The 16,435-nt window shown below is 44.4% G+C and carries 12 protein-coding genes; all 12 read left to right on the top strand.

The features are described from left to right. The first annotated feature begins 4 nt into the window (after positions 1-4). The 12 genes from ACQ86K_RS08610 to ACQ86K_RS08555 all read left to right on the top strand — a co-directional run bounded on the left by ACQ86K_RS08610 (position 5) and on the right by ACQ86K_RS08555 (position 16,429). Positions 5-184 carry a hypothetical protein gene (locus tag ACQ86K_RS08610; RefSeq protein ID WP_431200183.1) on the top strand — a complete coding sequence of 60 codons (180 nt, stop codon included), beginning with the start codon at positions 5-7 and terminating at the stop codon, positions 182-184. 9 nt (positions 185-193) lie between these two features. Beyond that, positions 194-958, top strand: coding sequence for an SDR family NAD(P)-dependent oxidoreductase (locus ACQ86K_RS08605; protein ID WP_431200182.1), 765 nt, complete (start codon positions 194-196; stop codon positions 956-958). A gap of 15 nt (positions 959-973) precedes the next feature. After that, positions 974-2,272: an L-fucose:H+ symporter permease gene (gene fucP / locus ACQ86K_RS08600; protein ID WP_091171138.1), complete on the top strand. Its 1,299-nt coding sequence runs from the start codon at positions 974-976 to the stop codon at positions 2,270-2,272. 401 nt (positions 2,273-2,673) lie between these two features. Next, a complete protein-coding gene (locus tag ACQ86K_RS08595; protein ID WP_431200181.1) occupies positions 2,674-3,918 on the top strand; it encodes an SGNH/GDSL hydrolase family protein in 1,245 nt (414 codons plus the stop codon). A gap of 11 nt (positions 3,919-3,929) precedes the next feature. Continuing rightward, a complete protein-coding gene (locus ACQ86K_RS08590; protein WP_431200180.1) occupies positions 3,930-4,544 on the top strand; it encodes a hypothetical protein in 615 nt (204 codons plus the stop codon). Positions 4,545-4,853: 309 nt separating this feature from the next. Continuing rightward, complete coding sequence (locus ACQ86K_RS08585) at positions 4,854-8,171, top strand: SusC/RagA family TonB-linked outer membrane protein (protein ID WP_091171132.1); 3,318 nt, start codon at positions 4,854-4,856, stop codon at positions 8,169-8,171. 26 nt (positions 8,172-8,197) lie between these two features. Beyond that, positions 8,198-9,325, top strand: coding sequence for a RagB/SusD family nutrient uptake outer membrane protein (locus ACQ86K_RS08580; protein WP_431200179.1), 1,128 nt, complete (start codon positions 8,198-8,200; stop codon positions 9,323-9,325). Then, a complete protein-coding gene (locus tag ACQ86K_RS08575; RefSeq protein WP_431200820.1) occupies positions 9,268-10,107 on the top strand; it encodes a RagB/SusD family nutrient uptake outer membrane protein in 840 nt (279 codons plus the stop codon). The genes ACQ86K_RS08580 and ACQ86K_RS08575 overlap by 58 nt, the downstream gene beginning before the upstream one ends. A 47-nt stretch (positions 10,108-10,154) precedes the next feature. Then, positions 10,155-11,393, top strand: coding sequence for a DUF5000 domain-containing lipoprotein (locus ACQ86K_RS08570; protein ID WP_091171126.1), 1,239 nt, complete (start codon positions 10,155-10,157; stop codon positions 11,391-11,393). Positions 11,394-11,420: 27 nt separating this feature from the next. Then, positions 11,421-12,650: a DUF4998 domain-containing protein gene (locus ACQ86K_RS08565; protein ID WP_431200178.1), complete on the top strand. Its 1,230-nt coding sequence runs from the start codon at positions 11,421-11,423 to the stop codon at positions 12,648-12,650. Between the two features lie 96 nt (positions 12,651-12,746). Next, the gene (locus ACQ86K_RS08560; RefSeq protein WP_431200177.1) at positions 12,747-14,054 is read left to right on the top strand and encodes an alpha-L-fucosidase; all 1,308 of its coding nucleotides are present in this window, start codon (positions 12,747-12,749) and stop codon (positions 14,052-14,054) included. Between the two features lie 35 nt (positions 14,055-14,089). Beyond that, on the top strand, positions 14,090-16,429 hold the full coding sequence (locus tag ACQ86K_RS08555; protein WP_431200176.1) for a glycoside hydrolase family 95 protein: 2,340 nt from the start codon (positions 14,090-14,092) through the stop codon (positions 16,427-16,429). Positions 16,430-16,435: the final 6 nt, after the last annotated feature.

Raw genomic sequence — 16,435 nt, 5'->3', positions numbered from 1 at the left:
CGACATGGGGCAGATCCATCAACACTTAGTGCTGTTCAACCATGTGGCTATTGGACACGAAAACTTATTTTTGGAACATATACCGCATTTGGCCAAGTATTTTAAAAATCCGGCCAATATTAGCGGGGGCTATTACGCCGTACCTGCCGAAGCAGGCAACAGCAGCGACCTTGTAACCAGCTAAAAACCAAAGATGAACCAATTATTAAACAAAGTAATATTTATTACCGGAGGGGCATCGGGCATTGGTTTGGCCTGTGCCGAAGCTTATATCCGTGAGGGAGCAACCGTTTTTATAATGGATGTAAATGAGCGCGCCCTGTATAAAACCCTCGACCGTTTTGGTGGCAACCATGAAGGTATTCCTGGTGATGTATCAAAGGCGGCTGATGTAAAGGCTGCTTTCGATGCCATACGGAAACACTACGGCAGGCTTGATGCTATTCATAACAATGCCGCTATAGCCCATCCCTCAAAACCGGTTGATGAAACCGAAGAAGACGAATGGGACGCACTTATGAGCATTAACCTCAAAAGCCTGTTCTGGACAACCAAATATGGTATTGATCTGCTCAAAGTTTCAAAAGGCTGCATTTTAAACACCAGCAGTATGGCCGGGGATATAGGTCAAAGCCTGCATGCTGCTTATACAGCAGCTAAAGGCGGCATCAATGCCCTAACCAAATCAATGGCGCTTGATTATGCACAATATGGTATCAGGGTAAATGCTGTTTCGCCTGCCGGCGTATGGACACCATTGCTTAAACAATGGGCTGCCGAACAACCCGATCCAGGATCGATAGAAAAATACTTAAACGATATCCATGCATTAGGTTACTGCCCTGAGGGCGATGTAGTAGCAGATGCCGCAGTTTTCCTGCTTTCGGACGCGGCCCGGTTTGTAACCGGCTGCATTATGCCCGTAAGCGGTGGCGCCGAACTTGGATACAGACGATAAAACAAGATATTAACCATGAACAAAATCAATGGTAATGCATCAAAATATCTGGCTCCGCTGTTGATAGTAATGAGCCTGATGTTTTTCTGGAACCTGAGCCGCAATATCAATGATGTGCTTATTCCACACCTCAAGCGTGCCTGCCAGCTAACCGACCTGCAATCGTCACTAATCCAGTCGGCATTTTTTGGGGCTTATTTTTTGATGGCCTTGCCTGCAGGGCGTTTCATTGAAAACATGGGTTACAGGGCCGGGATGCTTACCGGGCTTATATTAGCTGCTATTGGAGCTGCCATATTTTATCCGGCAGCAACCACCAGGTATTATCCTGTGTTCCTGCTGGCATTGTTTACCATGGCATCGGGTTTTGCCATACTGGAGGTTACGGCTACTCCCTATATTTCAAAACTTGGCGATCCGGATCATGCGTCGAGCCGGCTAAGCTTAGCTGCGGCCGTTGGTTCAATGGGCGCCACTATAGGGCCATTCATCGGTTCTAAATTTTTATTGCACGAAAAGGATATCCCTGCAAAGCTTATCCAATCCTTTAGCCCCGAACAACTAAAGGCGTTTTTAAACAACGAGGCGCATTTGGTTATCCCACCCTATCTGACACTGGCTGCGCTATTTATTGCCCTTTGCGTGGTACTTTATTTTTTGAAATTGCCGGTTATCCATGAGGGTAACAACCGTCAAAAACTATCGGGAGTATTTAAATTCAGGCATACTATGCTGGGCGTATTAGCAGTTTTTGCCTATTTGGGTGCCGAAGTTGGCGTGGTGAGTTTTATCATTCGCTATACAAAATCATTGAATATTACTGGTATTACCGAGCAAAAATCGGCCCTGTTTATTACACTTTACATGGCGCTGGTTTTAACCGGGCGCTTGCTGGGTGCGTTTTTGCTTAAGCAGGTTAAACCCAATAAAGTGCTTACCCTATGCAGTATCGGAGCATTTACGCTGATATTGATATCGGTACTTACCGGCGGTTACTTATCCATAATTTCACTGTCAATAGTAGGACTGTTTACCTCGGTGATGTATCCTATCATTTTTACGCTTAGCATCAAAAGCATAGGGGACTATACCAAGGTAGCTTCATCACTGCTCATCATGGGAGTTGTAGGCGGAGCCATTATTCCGCCAATAATGGGCTTGATATCAGATCATTCAGGCATTAAGATGGCATTCATTGCACCACTGGTTTGCTATGTGTACGTACTATATTACGGAATTAAAGGCTATATGGTAAAAAACAAAACTTATTCGAATGAATCCGAAGAACCACAGTTGACAGCAATAGGACACTAACCTACTTATTAAGCTTACGAAGTTTTAAATACCTCGCAAGTTTCTGAGCGTTCGCTGCACCTGATGCTGCCGTGAACCATCAACAATGAACCATTAACTAAAAGTAGCCAATACCATATTGCGCAACTTTTTGCGTTTCAATATTATTTTGTTGTGAAAACTACACTTAATACAACTAAATTGTTTCAGTAAGTCATTTTTTACTCAAAATCAAAAAACCGATGTCAAAATAGTATCGAAACAAATCAATTTAAGTACAATTTATTGCCAATACCCTCCATATTTTTACCCTTGATTATAAACGCCAGCTACTAAAAGTTTACAAAACATTTTTTAATCAAAAACCAGAATCCAAAAAAAGGACGAAGTTTTTGAAGTGGAATTTTTATATCCAAAATTGAATGATTAAAACTTTACTAATTACGCTATTATTTGGGTTCACGGCCGGTATTGCCTCAGCACAAGATCATGAAAATGTAAGTGCGGGCAATACCCACGCCGTATATACTATTCAAAATGCACCTAACGATACCTGGAAGGGATTTGAACGTGTTAATATTACCATAGGCCCCCACAAAGCTTATTATGTAAAACCTAAAAAGGCGCTCGAAGGTAATCCATGGGTTTGGCGGGCTTCATTTCCGGATTGGCATACCGATATTGATAGTATCCTGTTAGCCAAAGGCTTTCATGTAGCTTTCGTAAATGTTGATGATCAATATGGCAGCCCCTATGCATTGCAGGTTTGGGATGCTTTTTATCAGTATTTAACAGCTAAACAAGCTTTCGCTGCCAAAGTTGCCCTTGAAGGCGTTAGTCGTGGCGGTTTATATGTATATGGCTGGGCCAAACGCAATCCTGATAAAATTAGTTGCATTTATAATGAAGCCCCTGTTTGCAATATTGAAAGCTGGCCGGGAGGTAAACTAAGTGCCCCGGGCGATGCCGCTCTGTGGAAACAGCTGCAACAGGTGTATCACTTTACCGAACAACAAGCGCTTGATTACAAAGACAATCCTATTGATAACCTTGACGGCCTTGCTGCTTTTAAGGTACCGGTTATGCATATCATAGGTATCAATGATAAACTGGTACCCAATGCCGAAAACACCAACATCCTTGCTCAACGTTATACCGCATTAGGCGGGCCGATGATGATATATCCGGTAACTGCCGGTCCGCAGGAATTGAACGGGCACCACTTCCCTATCGAAAATCCCGGGCACTGGGCTGATATGATCATAAGCTACTGCTATCCTGTAAAAAAAGTGCTGCCATATACCGATTACTTTATAACCCGTAACGGCTTGGCCAACAGTCTTAGTGTATTCAGTGCAGGCAAGAAAGCTACAGTAGCTTTTTTAGGCGGATCAATTACTTATAACCCCGGCTGGCGCGAAAAGATAAGCCGTTACCTTACCGAACGTTTTCCCGCAACCAGTTTTCATCTTATACAGGCCGGCATACCCTCGTTAGGTAGTGTACCGCATGCATTCCGTTTACAGCGGGATGTGCTTGATTCGGGCAAGGTTGATTTGATGTTTGTTGAAGCCGCGGTAAACGATAACGTGAACGGACTGGACAGCCTTACCGAGGTACAGGCCCTCGAAGGAATTGTAAGGCATGCAAAAAAGCCAATCCGCTGATTGACATCGTCATGATGTCATTTGTTGATCCGGATAAGATCAAAGATTACAACAATGGCAAAATCCCGATGCAAATCAAAAATCACGAATTAATTGCAGAACATTATGGCTTGCCATCCATTAACCTGGCCAAAGAGGTTACGGATAAACTTAATAACCATGAGTTTTCATGGCAATATGATTTTAAAGACTTGCACCCAGCGATTTACGGACAGGAACTTTACTTCGCCACCATAAAAAGCCTGCTCAATTCATGTTTTAACAAACAGCCGGCTGCTGCTACTAAAGCAAATCCCTTGCCCAAACCGCTTAACGCGCTTAACCTCAATAATGGCCGCTATTACAGTATTCAAAACGCAAAAAATTTGAACGGATGGGCCTTTAATCCCGATTGGGCACCCAACAATAACCTGAGCACCCGCGAAGGTTTTGTACACAAACCAATGCTTATTGCCACAAAACCGGGCTCATCATTAACATTGCCATTTACCGGCACCGCTATAGGCATGGCCATTGTATCCGGGCCTGATGCAGGAATCATCAGCTACAATATCGATGGTGGCATTGAAAAAAGATGGACCTGTACACAGAGTTCAGCTCATGGATTTATCTGCCCTGGTATGTAACCTTTAGTACCGACCTCAAAAAAGGCCCGCATACGCTCAGCCTGAAAATTGAAACCGATAGCAACAAAAACAGCAAGGGGAACACGTGCCAGGTACTCTATTTTTTAACCAATTGATTTTTTTAAAAACAGCAATACGCTGTAAACGCAGCTCAAAACTTTTAATTGTCAACTTAACATATTTTAAAAATGATCAATCCTTTTACCATTGGAAAAACCTTTTACCATTTGCGCATTTAAACGGTGCCTGAAACCAATAAACCCATCAACCAAATCTCAAAAATAAAGAACCATTATCAAACCATTTTTTATGAAAGAATTTTACCAACGGATCAAAAACCGGCGGGAGCCTAGACAGTTTCACAGGCCTGCACCGGGTTTTTATTGCTTTGTATTATTACTACTGAGTTTTATCTGCTCAGCGCAATTTACACACGCGCAAAGTAAGGTAACCATTACCGGCCTCGTGACCGACACACTGGGCGGCAAAATTGCAGGTGCCAATATTGTGGCTGTCAACCGCAAAAACCTGGGCACTACTACCGACGTTAACGGCAAGTTTGTGATAGATGCCGAGCCCGGTACTATCCTTAAAGTATCGTACGTAACTTTTATTGATCAAACCTTCACCGTTTCGACCGGTAAGCTGGTAGTAAATATTGTGCTTAAAGAATCCAAACGCGGCCTCGATGAGGTTGTGGTATTGGCCTACGGCAAAAAAGAACGAAAAGAAGCCGTAGTAGGTTCGGTAACCACCGTTAAACCCGCCGACCTGAAAATACCCGCCAGTAACTTAACCAATGCACTTGCCGGACAGGTTGCAGGTATCATCGCCTTTCAGCCAAGCGGCCAGCCAGGGCAGGATAATTCCAGTTTCTTTATCCGCGGTGTAACCACTTTTGGTTACAAAAAAGATCCGCTTATTTTGATAGATAACGTTGAACTTTCCACAACCGACCTTGCCCGCCTGCAGGTTGATGATATCGCCAGCTTTTCGATACTGAAAGACGCAAGTGCTACTGCACTTTACGGTGCGCGTGGTGCCAACGGTGTAATTTTAGTAAGCACCAAAGAAGGTAAAATTGGCAAAGCCAAGATCAATGTACGTGTGGAAAACTCCATATCGCAATCGGCCAAAACGCTGCAGCTGGCCGATCCTATCACTTATATGAAGCTGTTTAACGAAGCTACCATAACCCGCGATCCGTTAAGCCCGCTCCCCTTCTCTCAAAATAAAATATTAAATACCGAAGCAACGCTCAGTAATGCACCCGGTAGCAATAAATATGTTTACCCTGCCGTGGACTGGCTGGATATGCTTTTCAAAAAACGCACAGCTACGCAGCGTGCAGATATGAGCGTAAGCGGTGGCGGCGACGTAGCCCGCTACTATGTGTCAGGCTCATACAATGTTGACCATGGCATTTTGAGGCAGGATATTGCCAACAATAACAACAACAACGTAAAGTTTGAAAACTACCAGCTGCGGTCAAACGTTAATATCAACTTAAGTAAAAGCACCGAGCTTATTGTAAGGCTTGCCGGTTCATTCAATGAGTATAATGGCCCTCTTACTGCCGATGCTTCATTCTCGACCGACCTTTATAACGTTGCCGTACACACCAGCCCGGTATTGTTCCCTGCTTACTTCCCCGCAGATTCGGCCAACCGCGATGTTAAGCACATCCTGTTCGGTAACGCGGCACCAGCAAACGCAGGGTCAACATCAAATGCCATCGCATATAATAACCCATATGCTGCGTTATTGCGTGGCCATAAAAATTATTCAGAATCAAGGTTATCTGCCCAGTTGGAGTTAAATCAGAAACTGGATTTTATAACCGACGGGCTTAACTTTCATGGCTTATTCCATACCAACAGGTATTCATACTTTCAGTCGCAAATGGGTTACTCTCCATTTTACTATAATGTAAATACCTACGATAAAGCCACTAATAAATATACTTTAACCTGGCTTAACCCGCAGCCAACCGGCAATAACGTAGCCACCGAGTACCTAAGCTATTACCGCGACCCAAGCACCGATAACCTAAATACCTACATCTATTTTCAGGGTGTATTGGATTATAATCACGCTTTTGGCAGCCATAACCTGAGCGCATCATTGATAGGTACGCGCCAGCAAACGGTTTATTCGGCAGCTAAAGATCCGGTACTTGACAGGCCAACCCTTCAATACTCGCTGCCTTACCGTAACCTCACCCTTGCAGGCCGCGCTACTTATTCATTTAAAAGCCGTTATTTCCTGGAATTTAACTTTGGTTATAACGGTACCGAGCGCTTTTCGTCAAGTCATAGATATGGTTTCTTCCCTACCATTGGTGGTTCATGGATCGTATCTGACGAAAAATTCTGGGGACAGGGGCTTTATGACGTTATCTCCCGCATGAAGGTGAGGGCCAGCTATGGTTTAGTAGGTAATGATGCCATCGGTTCACAACGTTTCTTCTTCCTTTCGGATGTTAATCTTAACGGCGGCAACCCTGCCTATTTTGGTACCTTTAACGGTTACAGGCGCGAGGGCGTTTACATTAACAACTACGAAAACCCTAACGTAACCTGGGAAACATCGCGCCAGCTAAATCTTGGCCTGGAGTTCACCATGTTTAAAAACCTCAATGTAGTAGCCGAGGTTTACAAATATCACCGTTATAATATTCTTCAAACACGCAGTTCGCTGCCAACAACACTGGGTCTTGAGGCACTTGACCAATATGGAAACCCAAATGTTACTGCCAATATAGGCACGGCCGATACAAAAGGTATCGACCTGCAAATGGATTATAAGGCCGCTATAAACAAAGATGTTTGGCTGCAGGGCCGCGGCAACTTTACCCTGGCCAGCAGTAAATACGGTAACTATGAAGAGCCCCAGTATAAAGAAGCTTACCGTTACCATCAAGGCCAGGAAATAAACAGGCAATACGGCTATATTGCCGAACGCTTATTCGTAGACGATAACGAAGCCAGAAACTCCCCTTCGCAGATTTTTTCAACCAACGGCATTCCTCCGGGTGGTGGCGATATTAAATACCGCGACTTAAACGGCGACGGTAAAATTGACGGCGCCGATCAAACTTTTATTGGTTATCCAACGGTGCCCGAAATTGTATATGGCTACGGCTTATCAGCCGGGATTAAAAACTTTGATATCTCCTGCTTTTTCCAGGGCCAGGCTCGTGTGTCGTTCTTTATCGATCCGAGCCGTACCAGTCCATTCATTCAAAGCCCCGATCCGTACATATATGGCAATACCCAGCTGATCAAAGCATTTGCTGATAGTCACTGGAGCGAAGAAAACCAGGATTTATATGCAACCTATCCAAGGTTAGGTGTAACCGGGAACCAGATCGAAAACAACCGTCAAAACAGTACGTGGTGGATGCGCGATGGTAGTTTCCTCAGACTTAAATCGGTGGAGATAGGTTACTCATTACCGCCATCTATTTTAAAGCGCTTAAATGTAACCAAATGCCGCATCTACTTTAACGGCCTTAACCTGTACACATGGAGCGCCTTTAAACTTTGGGACCCTGAACTTGGCGGTAATGGCTTTGCCTACCCAATACAAAAGGTGTTCAACTTAGGCATAAACGTTAACCTGTAATTTTTTACTGATCAATACTTAGTATTATGAAACAATATTATAAAATTTTATTACTGGTAGGGCTCCTGGTTTCGGGCGCATCATGTAAAAAATATCTTGATGTTACGCCAGATAATACCGGCACCCTTGAGTACGCGTTCAGGAACCGTAATGAGGCCGAAAACTACCTGTTTACCTGCTATGCAACTTTACAGCAGTTTTCAGATCCTACATCAAATATCGGCTTCACCACATCATCGGAGATCATTTATCCAAACAACCTCACCAACCACCCGCTAAATGAAAATGGCTTTAGCCTTATCCGTGGCACGCAAAACAGCGCAAGCCCCGGTGTAAATTGGTGGGATGGAGAAAATGGCGGGCAGGCGTTGTTCCGTTCTATCCGCAGGTGCAACATCATGCTTGAAAACATTGACAAGCCTGTTGATCTTTCACCATCTGAAAAAGCAAGATGGATTGCCGAGGTAAAGTTCCTTAAAGCATATTACCATTATTACCTGTGCCGCTTATACGGCCCTGTACCACTGGTAAAAACCAATATTGATATAACAGCAAGCACCGAAGAGGTTAGGGTAAAACGCTCGCCGGTTGATTCGGTATTTAACTATTGCGTGCAATTACTGGATGAGGCTATTCCAGATTTACCGCCGGTTATCACCAACCAGGCAAAAGAGCTTGGCCGCATTACCCAGCTAACCGCTTTATCAATTAAAGCCGAAATGTTAGCCACTCAGGCCAGTCCCCTTTTCAACGGCAACCCGGACTACGCCAGCATGAAAAACAAAGATGGCCAGCCTTTATTTTCAAGTACTGCCGACCCGCAAAAATGGAAACGTGCCGCCGATGCCTGTAAAGCTGCCATTGATGCCTGCGAAGCCAACGGGCTTAAACTTTACACCTTTGTCGCACCACCTACAGTTGGTTCCCTTTCAGATCAGTTGCGTAACGAGCTAACCATCCAAAACGCGGTTACCGAAAAATGGGATGTAAACCCCGAGCTGATCTGGGCATTAAACCCTACCTTCCCATGCCAGGGCTATGCAACACCAAGGTTAACGCCAAAATCAGCCGTTAATATCTTCTCAAACCCGTCAACATTCGCTGTTCCGATTTCAACGCAGGAGCTTTTTATACTGCTAACGGCGTACCGTTAACAGAGGATAAAGATTATGATTATGCCAACCGTTTCGCCCTGAAAACAGCAGGCGACGCCGATAAATACTATATAGCTCAAGGATATACAACTATCAATGAGCATTATGGCCGCGAAAGCCGCTTTTATGCTAATATCGCTTTTGATGGCAGCATCTGGTATGGTAACGGCATTTACAACCAGGACCAGGCTTACCATGTTGAAGCACGCGGTTCGGGATCACTGGCAGGCCCTAAAGACCTGAACACCCTTAACATTACCGGTTACTGGCCTAAAAAGCTGGCTAATTATCTTTCAGTTTATGATGATGGTTTTCAGCCTATTGAGTATCACCTGCCGCTAATGAGGCTCGCCGGTTTATATCTGTTATATGCCGAAACCCTGAACGAAGCAAACGGCCCAACTGCCGACGCCTACAACTATATTGATAAAGTAAGGGCAAGAGCAGGTTTAAAAGGGGTGTTGGAGTCATGGTCAACCTATTCAAAAAATCCGGGCAAGCCAACAACTAAAGAAGGACTACGGGATATCATACACCGTGAGCGACGTATCGAACTATGTTTTGAGGCACAAAGCGGATGGGACCTTCGCCGCTGGAAAGAGATTCAGGGCGTATTGAGTGTACCGCTACAGGGCTGGAATATATATGAATCCGAAGCCGGCAACTATTACAGGCTGCATACCGTGTTAACGCCGGTTTTCGGGCTAAAAAACTACTTCTGGCCTATAAAGGATAATGACCTGATCGTTAACAACAACCTGGTACAAACTACCTATTGGTAAGTGTCTCCATCAAATAAAAATGAATTAATTCAACATAGATAAGAATTATGAAACGCATTAAAAATTATTCGGTAACGGCACTGGTGCTTGCAGCAGCGTTGTTTATGGCGTGCTTAAATTCATGCAAAAAAAACGACGGGTACGTTAAAGAGGTTTCGACCGATATGAGCAAGCCTGCCGCAGTGACCAATGTTAAAGTTAAAAACTTTAACGGCGGTGCTTATATTACCTACGATTTGCCAAACTCAGATAACCTGCTATACGTGCAGGCCGAGTACCGCATCAATGATAAAACTACACGCCAAACAAAATCGAGCTATTACTCAGATACCGTTACGGTTGATGGTTTTGCCAAAAGCCAGGAATACGAGGTAACTCTTTACTCGGTGAGCCGGGCTAACGTAAAGTCAGATCCGCTTGTCGTTAAAGTACACCCTGATACGCCTTTTTACAAGCTCATCAAACCAACATTAACTATCACATCTGATTTTGGCGGCGTAAACATCAAGGCGATGAACCCTAATCAAAAAGATATAGGTGTAATTTTATTGGCCTTTGATAAATCAACGCAGGCACTGGAAGTTGTAGATCAGCATTATACCAAGGTCGATACCATTAATTACTCTATAAGAGGGTATCCGGCGGTATCCCAAAAATTCGGTGTATATGTAACGGATAAGTTTGGCAATATCTCTGATACTACCGTTGTAAATATCACACCCATATTTGAAACACTGCTGGATAAGAGCAAATTCTCAGTATATAAAACCCCTACCGACAGTCCGACCGCATACGGCTGGGAAGTACCATATCTTTGGGATAACAAAACCGACGGCTACTCAAACGGCTGGCACACTGCTCCGGGAGCACCCGCACCCATACAGGTTACCTTTAGCCTGGGTGTATCAGCACAATTAAGCCGCTTTGTATTATGGGAAAGGCCAAATCAGTATGCCTACGCGCATGGTAACCCTAAAGATTTCAGCATTTGGGGATCAAACATTAACGCACCACAGGATGTAAGATTGCCAGACTATGCCCCTGTTGGAACCGTAATTGGCGATTGGATTAATATCGGTAACTACCATTATCCAAACCCGCCGTCGGGCCTTACACCCGGCTTCACCAATGCTGCCGATGCCGACTTTGTTGCGGCAGGGGTTAACTTTAATATCCCTCCGGGTTCAACGCCTATTAAATACTTCCGCTTTATGGTGCATGACACGTGGTCAAACGGTGACTTTGCACACATGATGGAGCTTTCAATTTATGGTAACCCACAATAGGTATTAACTCATTTAGATTAAACGAACATGAAAAATATTGTCAGAATAGCTGCTTTCTATTTGCTTGGATACCTGTTGTATGGTTGCAGCAAGCAAGACACACAGTTTGAATCATACTTAAACGGTCATGAAGTTAAGTATCCGGGTACAGTTGCCAACGCACACTCGCGCCCCGGAAACCTGCGCGCAGCCCTTACCTGGAACCCAAGCTCCGATCCCAGCATAACCCGTTACGTAATATACTGGAACAACAAGGCTGATTCCATCATTTACAATTCCACCAACCACAATACGTCGGATAGTTTAACGGTTGTTATACCAAACCTGAACGAATACATTTATTCGTTCACTGTTTTCTCGTACGATGCCAAAGGCAACCGCTCTATTCCGCTTGATATCAACAATGTAAGAGTTTATGGGCCTATTTATCAATCGGGCTTAGCAAACAGGGGGTATAATGTTACCAATCCATATGGTATCAGTGCCGATGGAAAGCTTACCCTTAATTTCCTGAAAGTTGATACCAGTACCCATAATGTGTTCACAAACATAAAATACACCAATAAAGCCGGTAAAGAAAGTTTTGGAAAACTTAGCGCCGATAGCATGTCGGTTACACTCGCAGACTATAAGGCAGATACCAGGATCCAGTTCTTATCAGCCTTTAAACCAACGGTAAATGCACTGGATACTTTTTATGTAGCTAACTATGAGGATTTCCCAACCATTAATTCTGTCGCTGTTTGCGATAAAAAACTGTTCAAAAAAGTTTATTTAGCCAATGACGCTAAGCCTTACGAGGGAGATACAGACATTGACAGGCTTTGGGACGGCAGTACAGGACCGCAGGGCTTCCCTAACATTTTCCACAGCGATGGCAATGGCCCGTTACCGGTAGTGATCACCTTTGATATGGGAGCTGTTTACAAAGGCCTTGTAGCCATTGAGGAAACAGGCCGTAACTGTTGTCACAATCCCGATGATTTTGAAGTATGGGGCATAGCGGATATTACTAACGCTGCTACTACCCTGAAAGCCAATGATGCTGGCTGGACTGCCGAAGCTATTTCTAAAGGCTGGAAACTGCTTAAAGAGATTAAAAGGACCGACGACGGCAGCGCGCCGTTCAAGGTAAACTTCGATCCTAATCCTCCGGCGGTACGTTACATCCGTATCAGGATCAAACACAATTCGAACAACGAGGGTAACTACACCAATATGAGCGAGCTTACCTTCTGGAATAACGCACTATTATAATAACACCCCAATGACCGGGCTGCCTGGCGGCCTGGTCATATTTTAAAAAGTATAAAAACGACTGTCCTCTATAATGTTCACCTTAAAAATTCCGAAATGAAAAAACCGGCAATTATCTTTCTTTACCTGTTTTCAGTAATCAAGCTCAGCTTTGCTCAGCAGGCTGCTCCTGTAAAAACGCCAAAAGCGGTTTTGGATGATTTCATGACCAAACGCTTCGGCATGTTTATACACTTCGGGCCGGTAACCTTACGCGGTACCGAAATTGGCTGGAGCCGCAACAAAGAAGTAGCCCAGGATGATTATGATAGCCTGTACAAGGAGTTTAACCCGGTTTTATTTAACGCCGATGCTATTGTAAAAGCTGCCAAAGATGCAGGCATGAAATACCTGGTGATTACGGCCAAACACCACGATGGCTTTGCTTTATGGCCGTCTGCATATACTGATTATAACATCAGCAAAACACCGTATAAGCGCGATATGGTGGCAGAACTGGCCGTAGCCTGCAAAAAGCAGGGCATACTTTTTTGTATCTACCATACTGTGCTCGACTGGCACGACCCTAACTATCCTATCCACAATCCTTACGATTCGACAAAGAATGTTAGGGGCGATATGGTAGCTTTTAAAACGCAAATGAAGAATGAGTTGAATGAACTCATCACTAAATACCATCCCTACCTGCTTTGGTTTGATGGCTACTGGGAAAAACCGTGGACCAACGCCGATGGGCAGGAGATTTACAAATTCATCAAAAGTGTTGATCCAAACGTTATAGTAAACAACCGCTTAGGCAAAGAAAGCGAAAAACTGAACGATCAATCAGTAGGTGATTATCTTACACCCGAACAGCGTATTGGTCAGCTTAACATGAACGAACCATGGGAAAGCTGTATCACCATTTGCCAGCAATGGGCATGGAAACCTAATGATAAAATGAAAACCGCGCAGGAGTGTATCCAAACACTGGTAAAAACAGCAGCCGGTAATGGCAACCTGCTATTAAATGTTGGACCTATGCCTGATGGCCGCATTGAAGTGAGGCAAGTTGAAACATTAAGGCAAATGGGCGCCTGGTTAAAAAAATATGGCGAAAGCATCTATGGCACCAAAGGCGGCCCGATTGCCCCAAATGATAACTATGCTGTTACACGCAAGGGAAACAAGCTCTATTTGCATATATTTCAGAAAAAAGGTGATAAAATTGCGTTGCCTAACCTGCCGGGCATTAATATAACCAACGCCTACGTGCTGGGCGGAGCCAAAGTAAATTATAAACCGGATGCTACAGGCTATAGTATTGATTTGCCGCAAACCTTGCCTGATGCCAACAGCAATGTGATAGTATTGGAACTGAATAAAAACGCCGAAGAGATCCCCGTAATTGCTGCAGGTAAATAAACAAGCTTAAAACAGAAAACCTAATTAATATAAACATGCCAAAAAGAACGCCCCTGCTAATAACTGTAATAATAACAGGTATTACAACGTTTACTCACGCACAAACAAAACAGTTAAAGCTTTGGTACAAACAGCCTGCACAACGATGGGAAGAAACCGTTGCCCTTGGTAACGGTCGCCTGGGGATGATGCCCGATGGCGGTGTTACTGCCGAAAAAGTAGTATTGAATGATATCACCATGTGGTCGGGCTCATCGCAGGATGCCAACAATTACGAAGCCTATAAAAAACTGCCCGAAATAAGAAGCTTGCTTGCCGCTGGCAAAAACGTAGAAGCACAGGCTATAATCGATAAGTCGTTCGTTTGTACCGGCAAAGGATCCGGTGGCGTTCCTTTCGGTTGCTTCCAGATGCTGGGCGACCTTAACCTGAGTTATCAATACAAGGGAGTTGAAGATAAAGTTGTAAAATACGATAACTACGAGCGTGAGCTGTCATTAAACAACGCGGTGGCCAAAACCACTTACCAGGTAAATGGCGTTACTTACAAACGTGAGTACTTAACCAGTTTTGGTAATGATGTAGATGTGATTAAACTAAGCGCTGATAAACCGGGAATGCTTAACTTGAACATTAATATCAGTCGCCCGGAGCGTGGTATTACCAGTACAAAAGGTAATGAGCTTGACCTTACCGGTCAGTTAGATAATGGTACAGATGGCAAAGGCGTAGCTTACAAAGCAAGGGTAAAGGCGCAACTAACCGGCGGTTCATTAAGCAGCACCCCTACTTCGCTGGTTATTAAGGATGCAACCGAGGTGATCATTTATATATCGGCGGGTACAGATTTTAAGAATCCGCAATATCTCAGCAAAATGGACGACGCACTGAAGGCCGCTATGAAAAAGCCTTATGCTTTGGAAAAAGAGCAGCATATCGCCAACTTCCAGAAACTCTTTAACCGCGTAAAAGTTGATCTTGGCACTTCAGAAGCAGATAAATTAACCACCGATCAAAGGCTTCTCGCTTTCCATACTAATCCAGATGCGGATAAAGGCCTCCCTGTTTTATTTTACCAGTTTGGTCGCTATTTGAGCATCTGCAGCACCCGTGTAGGCCTGTTGCCACCCAACCTGCAAGGTTTATGGGCTAACGAAGTGCACACCCCGTGGAACGGCGATTATCACCTGGATATTAACATTGAAATGAACCAGTGGCCGGTTGAGGTTTCCAACCTGTCAGAACTGAACCTGCCCCTTGCCGACCTGGTTAAGGGCATGGTACCACATGGCGAAAAAACAGCCAAAGCCTATTACAATGCAGATGGCTGGGTAGCACATGTGATTACCAACCCATGGGGCTTTACCGAACCGGGCGAAAGCGCTTCATGGGGTGTTTGTAAAGTTGGTTCAGGCTGGCTTTGTGATAACCTTTGGCAGCATTATGATTTCACCGGCGATAAAAACTACCTGAAACAAATTTACCCGATATTGAAAGGTGCAGCACAGTTTTACAGCAGCATGCTTATCAGTGATGATAAAACCGGCTGGCTGGTTACCTCACCTTCCTCATCGCCCGAAAACAGCTTTTACCTGCCCGATGGCACACATGCCAGCATTTGCGTAGGCCCAACTATTGATAACCAGATTATCCGCCAGTTGTTCAACAATGTAATAACAGCAAGCAAAGTATTGGGCAAAGACGAGGCATTCAGCAAAACACTGGCTGCTAAAGTGAAAAAGCTCCCACCCCCGGGTGTTATATCTAAGGATGGGCGCATCCAGGAATGGCTGGAGGATTATAAAGAAACCGAACCGCAGCATCGCCACGTATCACACCTGTATGGTTTATTTCCGGCATCTCAGATTACACCAGAAGCTACACCCGAACTTGCCGAAGCCGCTAAGAAAACTTTAGAGGTACGTGGCGACGACGGCCCAAGCTGGTCTATCGCCTACAAAATATTGTGGTGGGCACGTTTGCATGACGGAAACCGCACTTACAAACTGTTTAAGGAACTGATGAAGCCAACCATCAAAACCGATATTAACTACGGTGCAGGCGGCGGCGTATATCCTAATTTGCTATCAGCCGGTCCGCCGTTTCAGATTGATGGTAACTTTGGTGCAACAGCCGGTATTGCCGAAATGCTGATCCAGAGCCATGCAGGGTTTATTGATTTTATTCCTTCTATCCCTGATGCATGGAAAGCACAGGGCGAGGTTAAAGGCCTTAAAGCCCGCGGCAATTTTACCGTCGATATGAAATGGAAAGATGGTAAAATAACCTCTTACAAAGTAACCTCACCCACTCCGCGCACAGTTAAAGTAAAAATTAACGGACAGATCAAGAGCATAATGGCCGTTAAAGCTTAATAAGCT

Source organism: Mucilaginibacter sp. P19, from assembly GCF_050632265.1.
Taxonomy (GTDB): Bacteria; Bacteroidota; Bacteroidia; order Sphingobacteriales; family Sphingobacteriaceae; genus Mucilaginibacter; species Mucilaginibacter gossypii.
Note: the sequence above shows the minus strand (reverse complement) of the source record. Positions and strands in the feature narration are given on the sequence as shown.

Coding starts and splice junctions, on each gene's coding strand:
- ACQ86K_RS08610 (WP_431200183.1), top strand. CDS start 5: ATGGGGCAGATCCATCAACACTTAGTGCTGTTCAACCATGTGGCTATT.
- ACQ86K_RS08605 (WP_431200182.1), top strand. CDS start 194: ATGAACCAATTATTAAACAAAGTAATATTTATTACCGGAGGGGCATCG.
- fucP (WP_091171138.1), top strand. CDS start 974: ATGAACAAAATCAATGGTAATGCATCAAAATATCTGGCTCCGCTGTTG.
- ACQ86K_RS08595 (WP_431200181.1), top strand. CDS start 2,674: ATGATTAAAACTTTACTAATTACGCTATTATTTGGGTTCACGGCCGGT.
- ACQ86K_RS08590 (WP_431200180.1), top strand. CDS start 3,930: ATGATGTCATTTGTTGATCCGGATAAGATCAAAGATTACAACAATGGC.
- ACQ86K_RS08585 (WP_091171132.1), top strand. CDS start 4,854: ATGAAAGAATTTTACCAACGGATCAAAAACCGGCGGGAGCCTAGACAG.
- ACQ86K_RS08580 (WP_431200179.1), top strand. CDS start 8,198: ATGAAACAATATTATAAAATTTTATTACTGGTAGGGCTCCTGGTTTCG.
- ACQ86K_RS08570 (WP_091171126.1), top strand. CDS start 10,155: ATGAAACGCATTAAAAATTATTCGGTAACGGCACTGGTGCTTGCAGCA.
- ACQ86K_RS08565 (WP_431200178.1), top strand. CDS start 11,421: ATGAAAAATATTGTCAGAATAGCTGCTTTCTATTTGCTTGGATACCTG.
- ACQ86K_RS08560 (WP_431200177.1), top strand. CDS start 12,747: ATGAAAAAACCGGCAATTATCTTTCTTTACCTGTTTTCAGTAATCAAG.
- ACQ86K_RS08555 (WP_431200176.1), top strand. CDS start 14,090: ATGCCAAAAAGAACGCCCCTGCTAATAACTGTAATAATAACAGGTATT.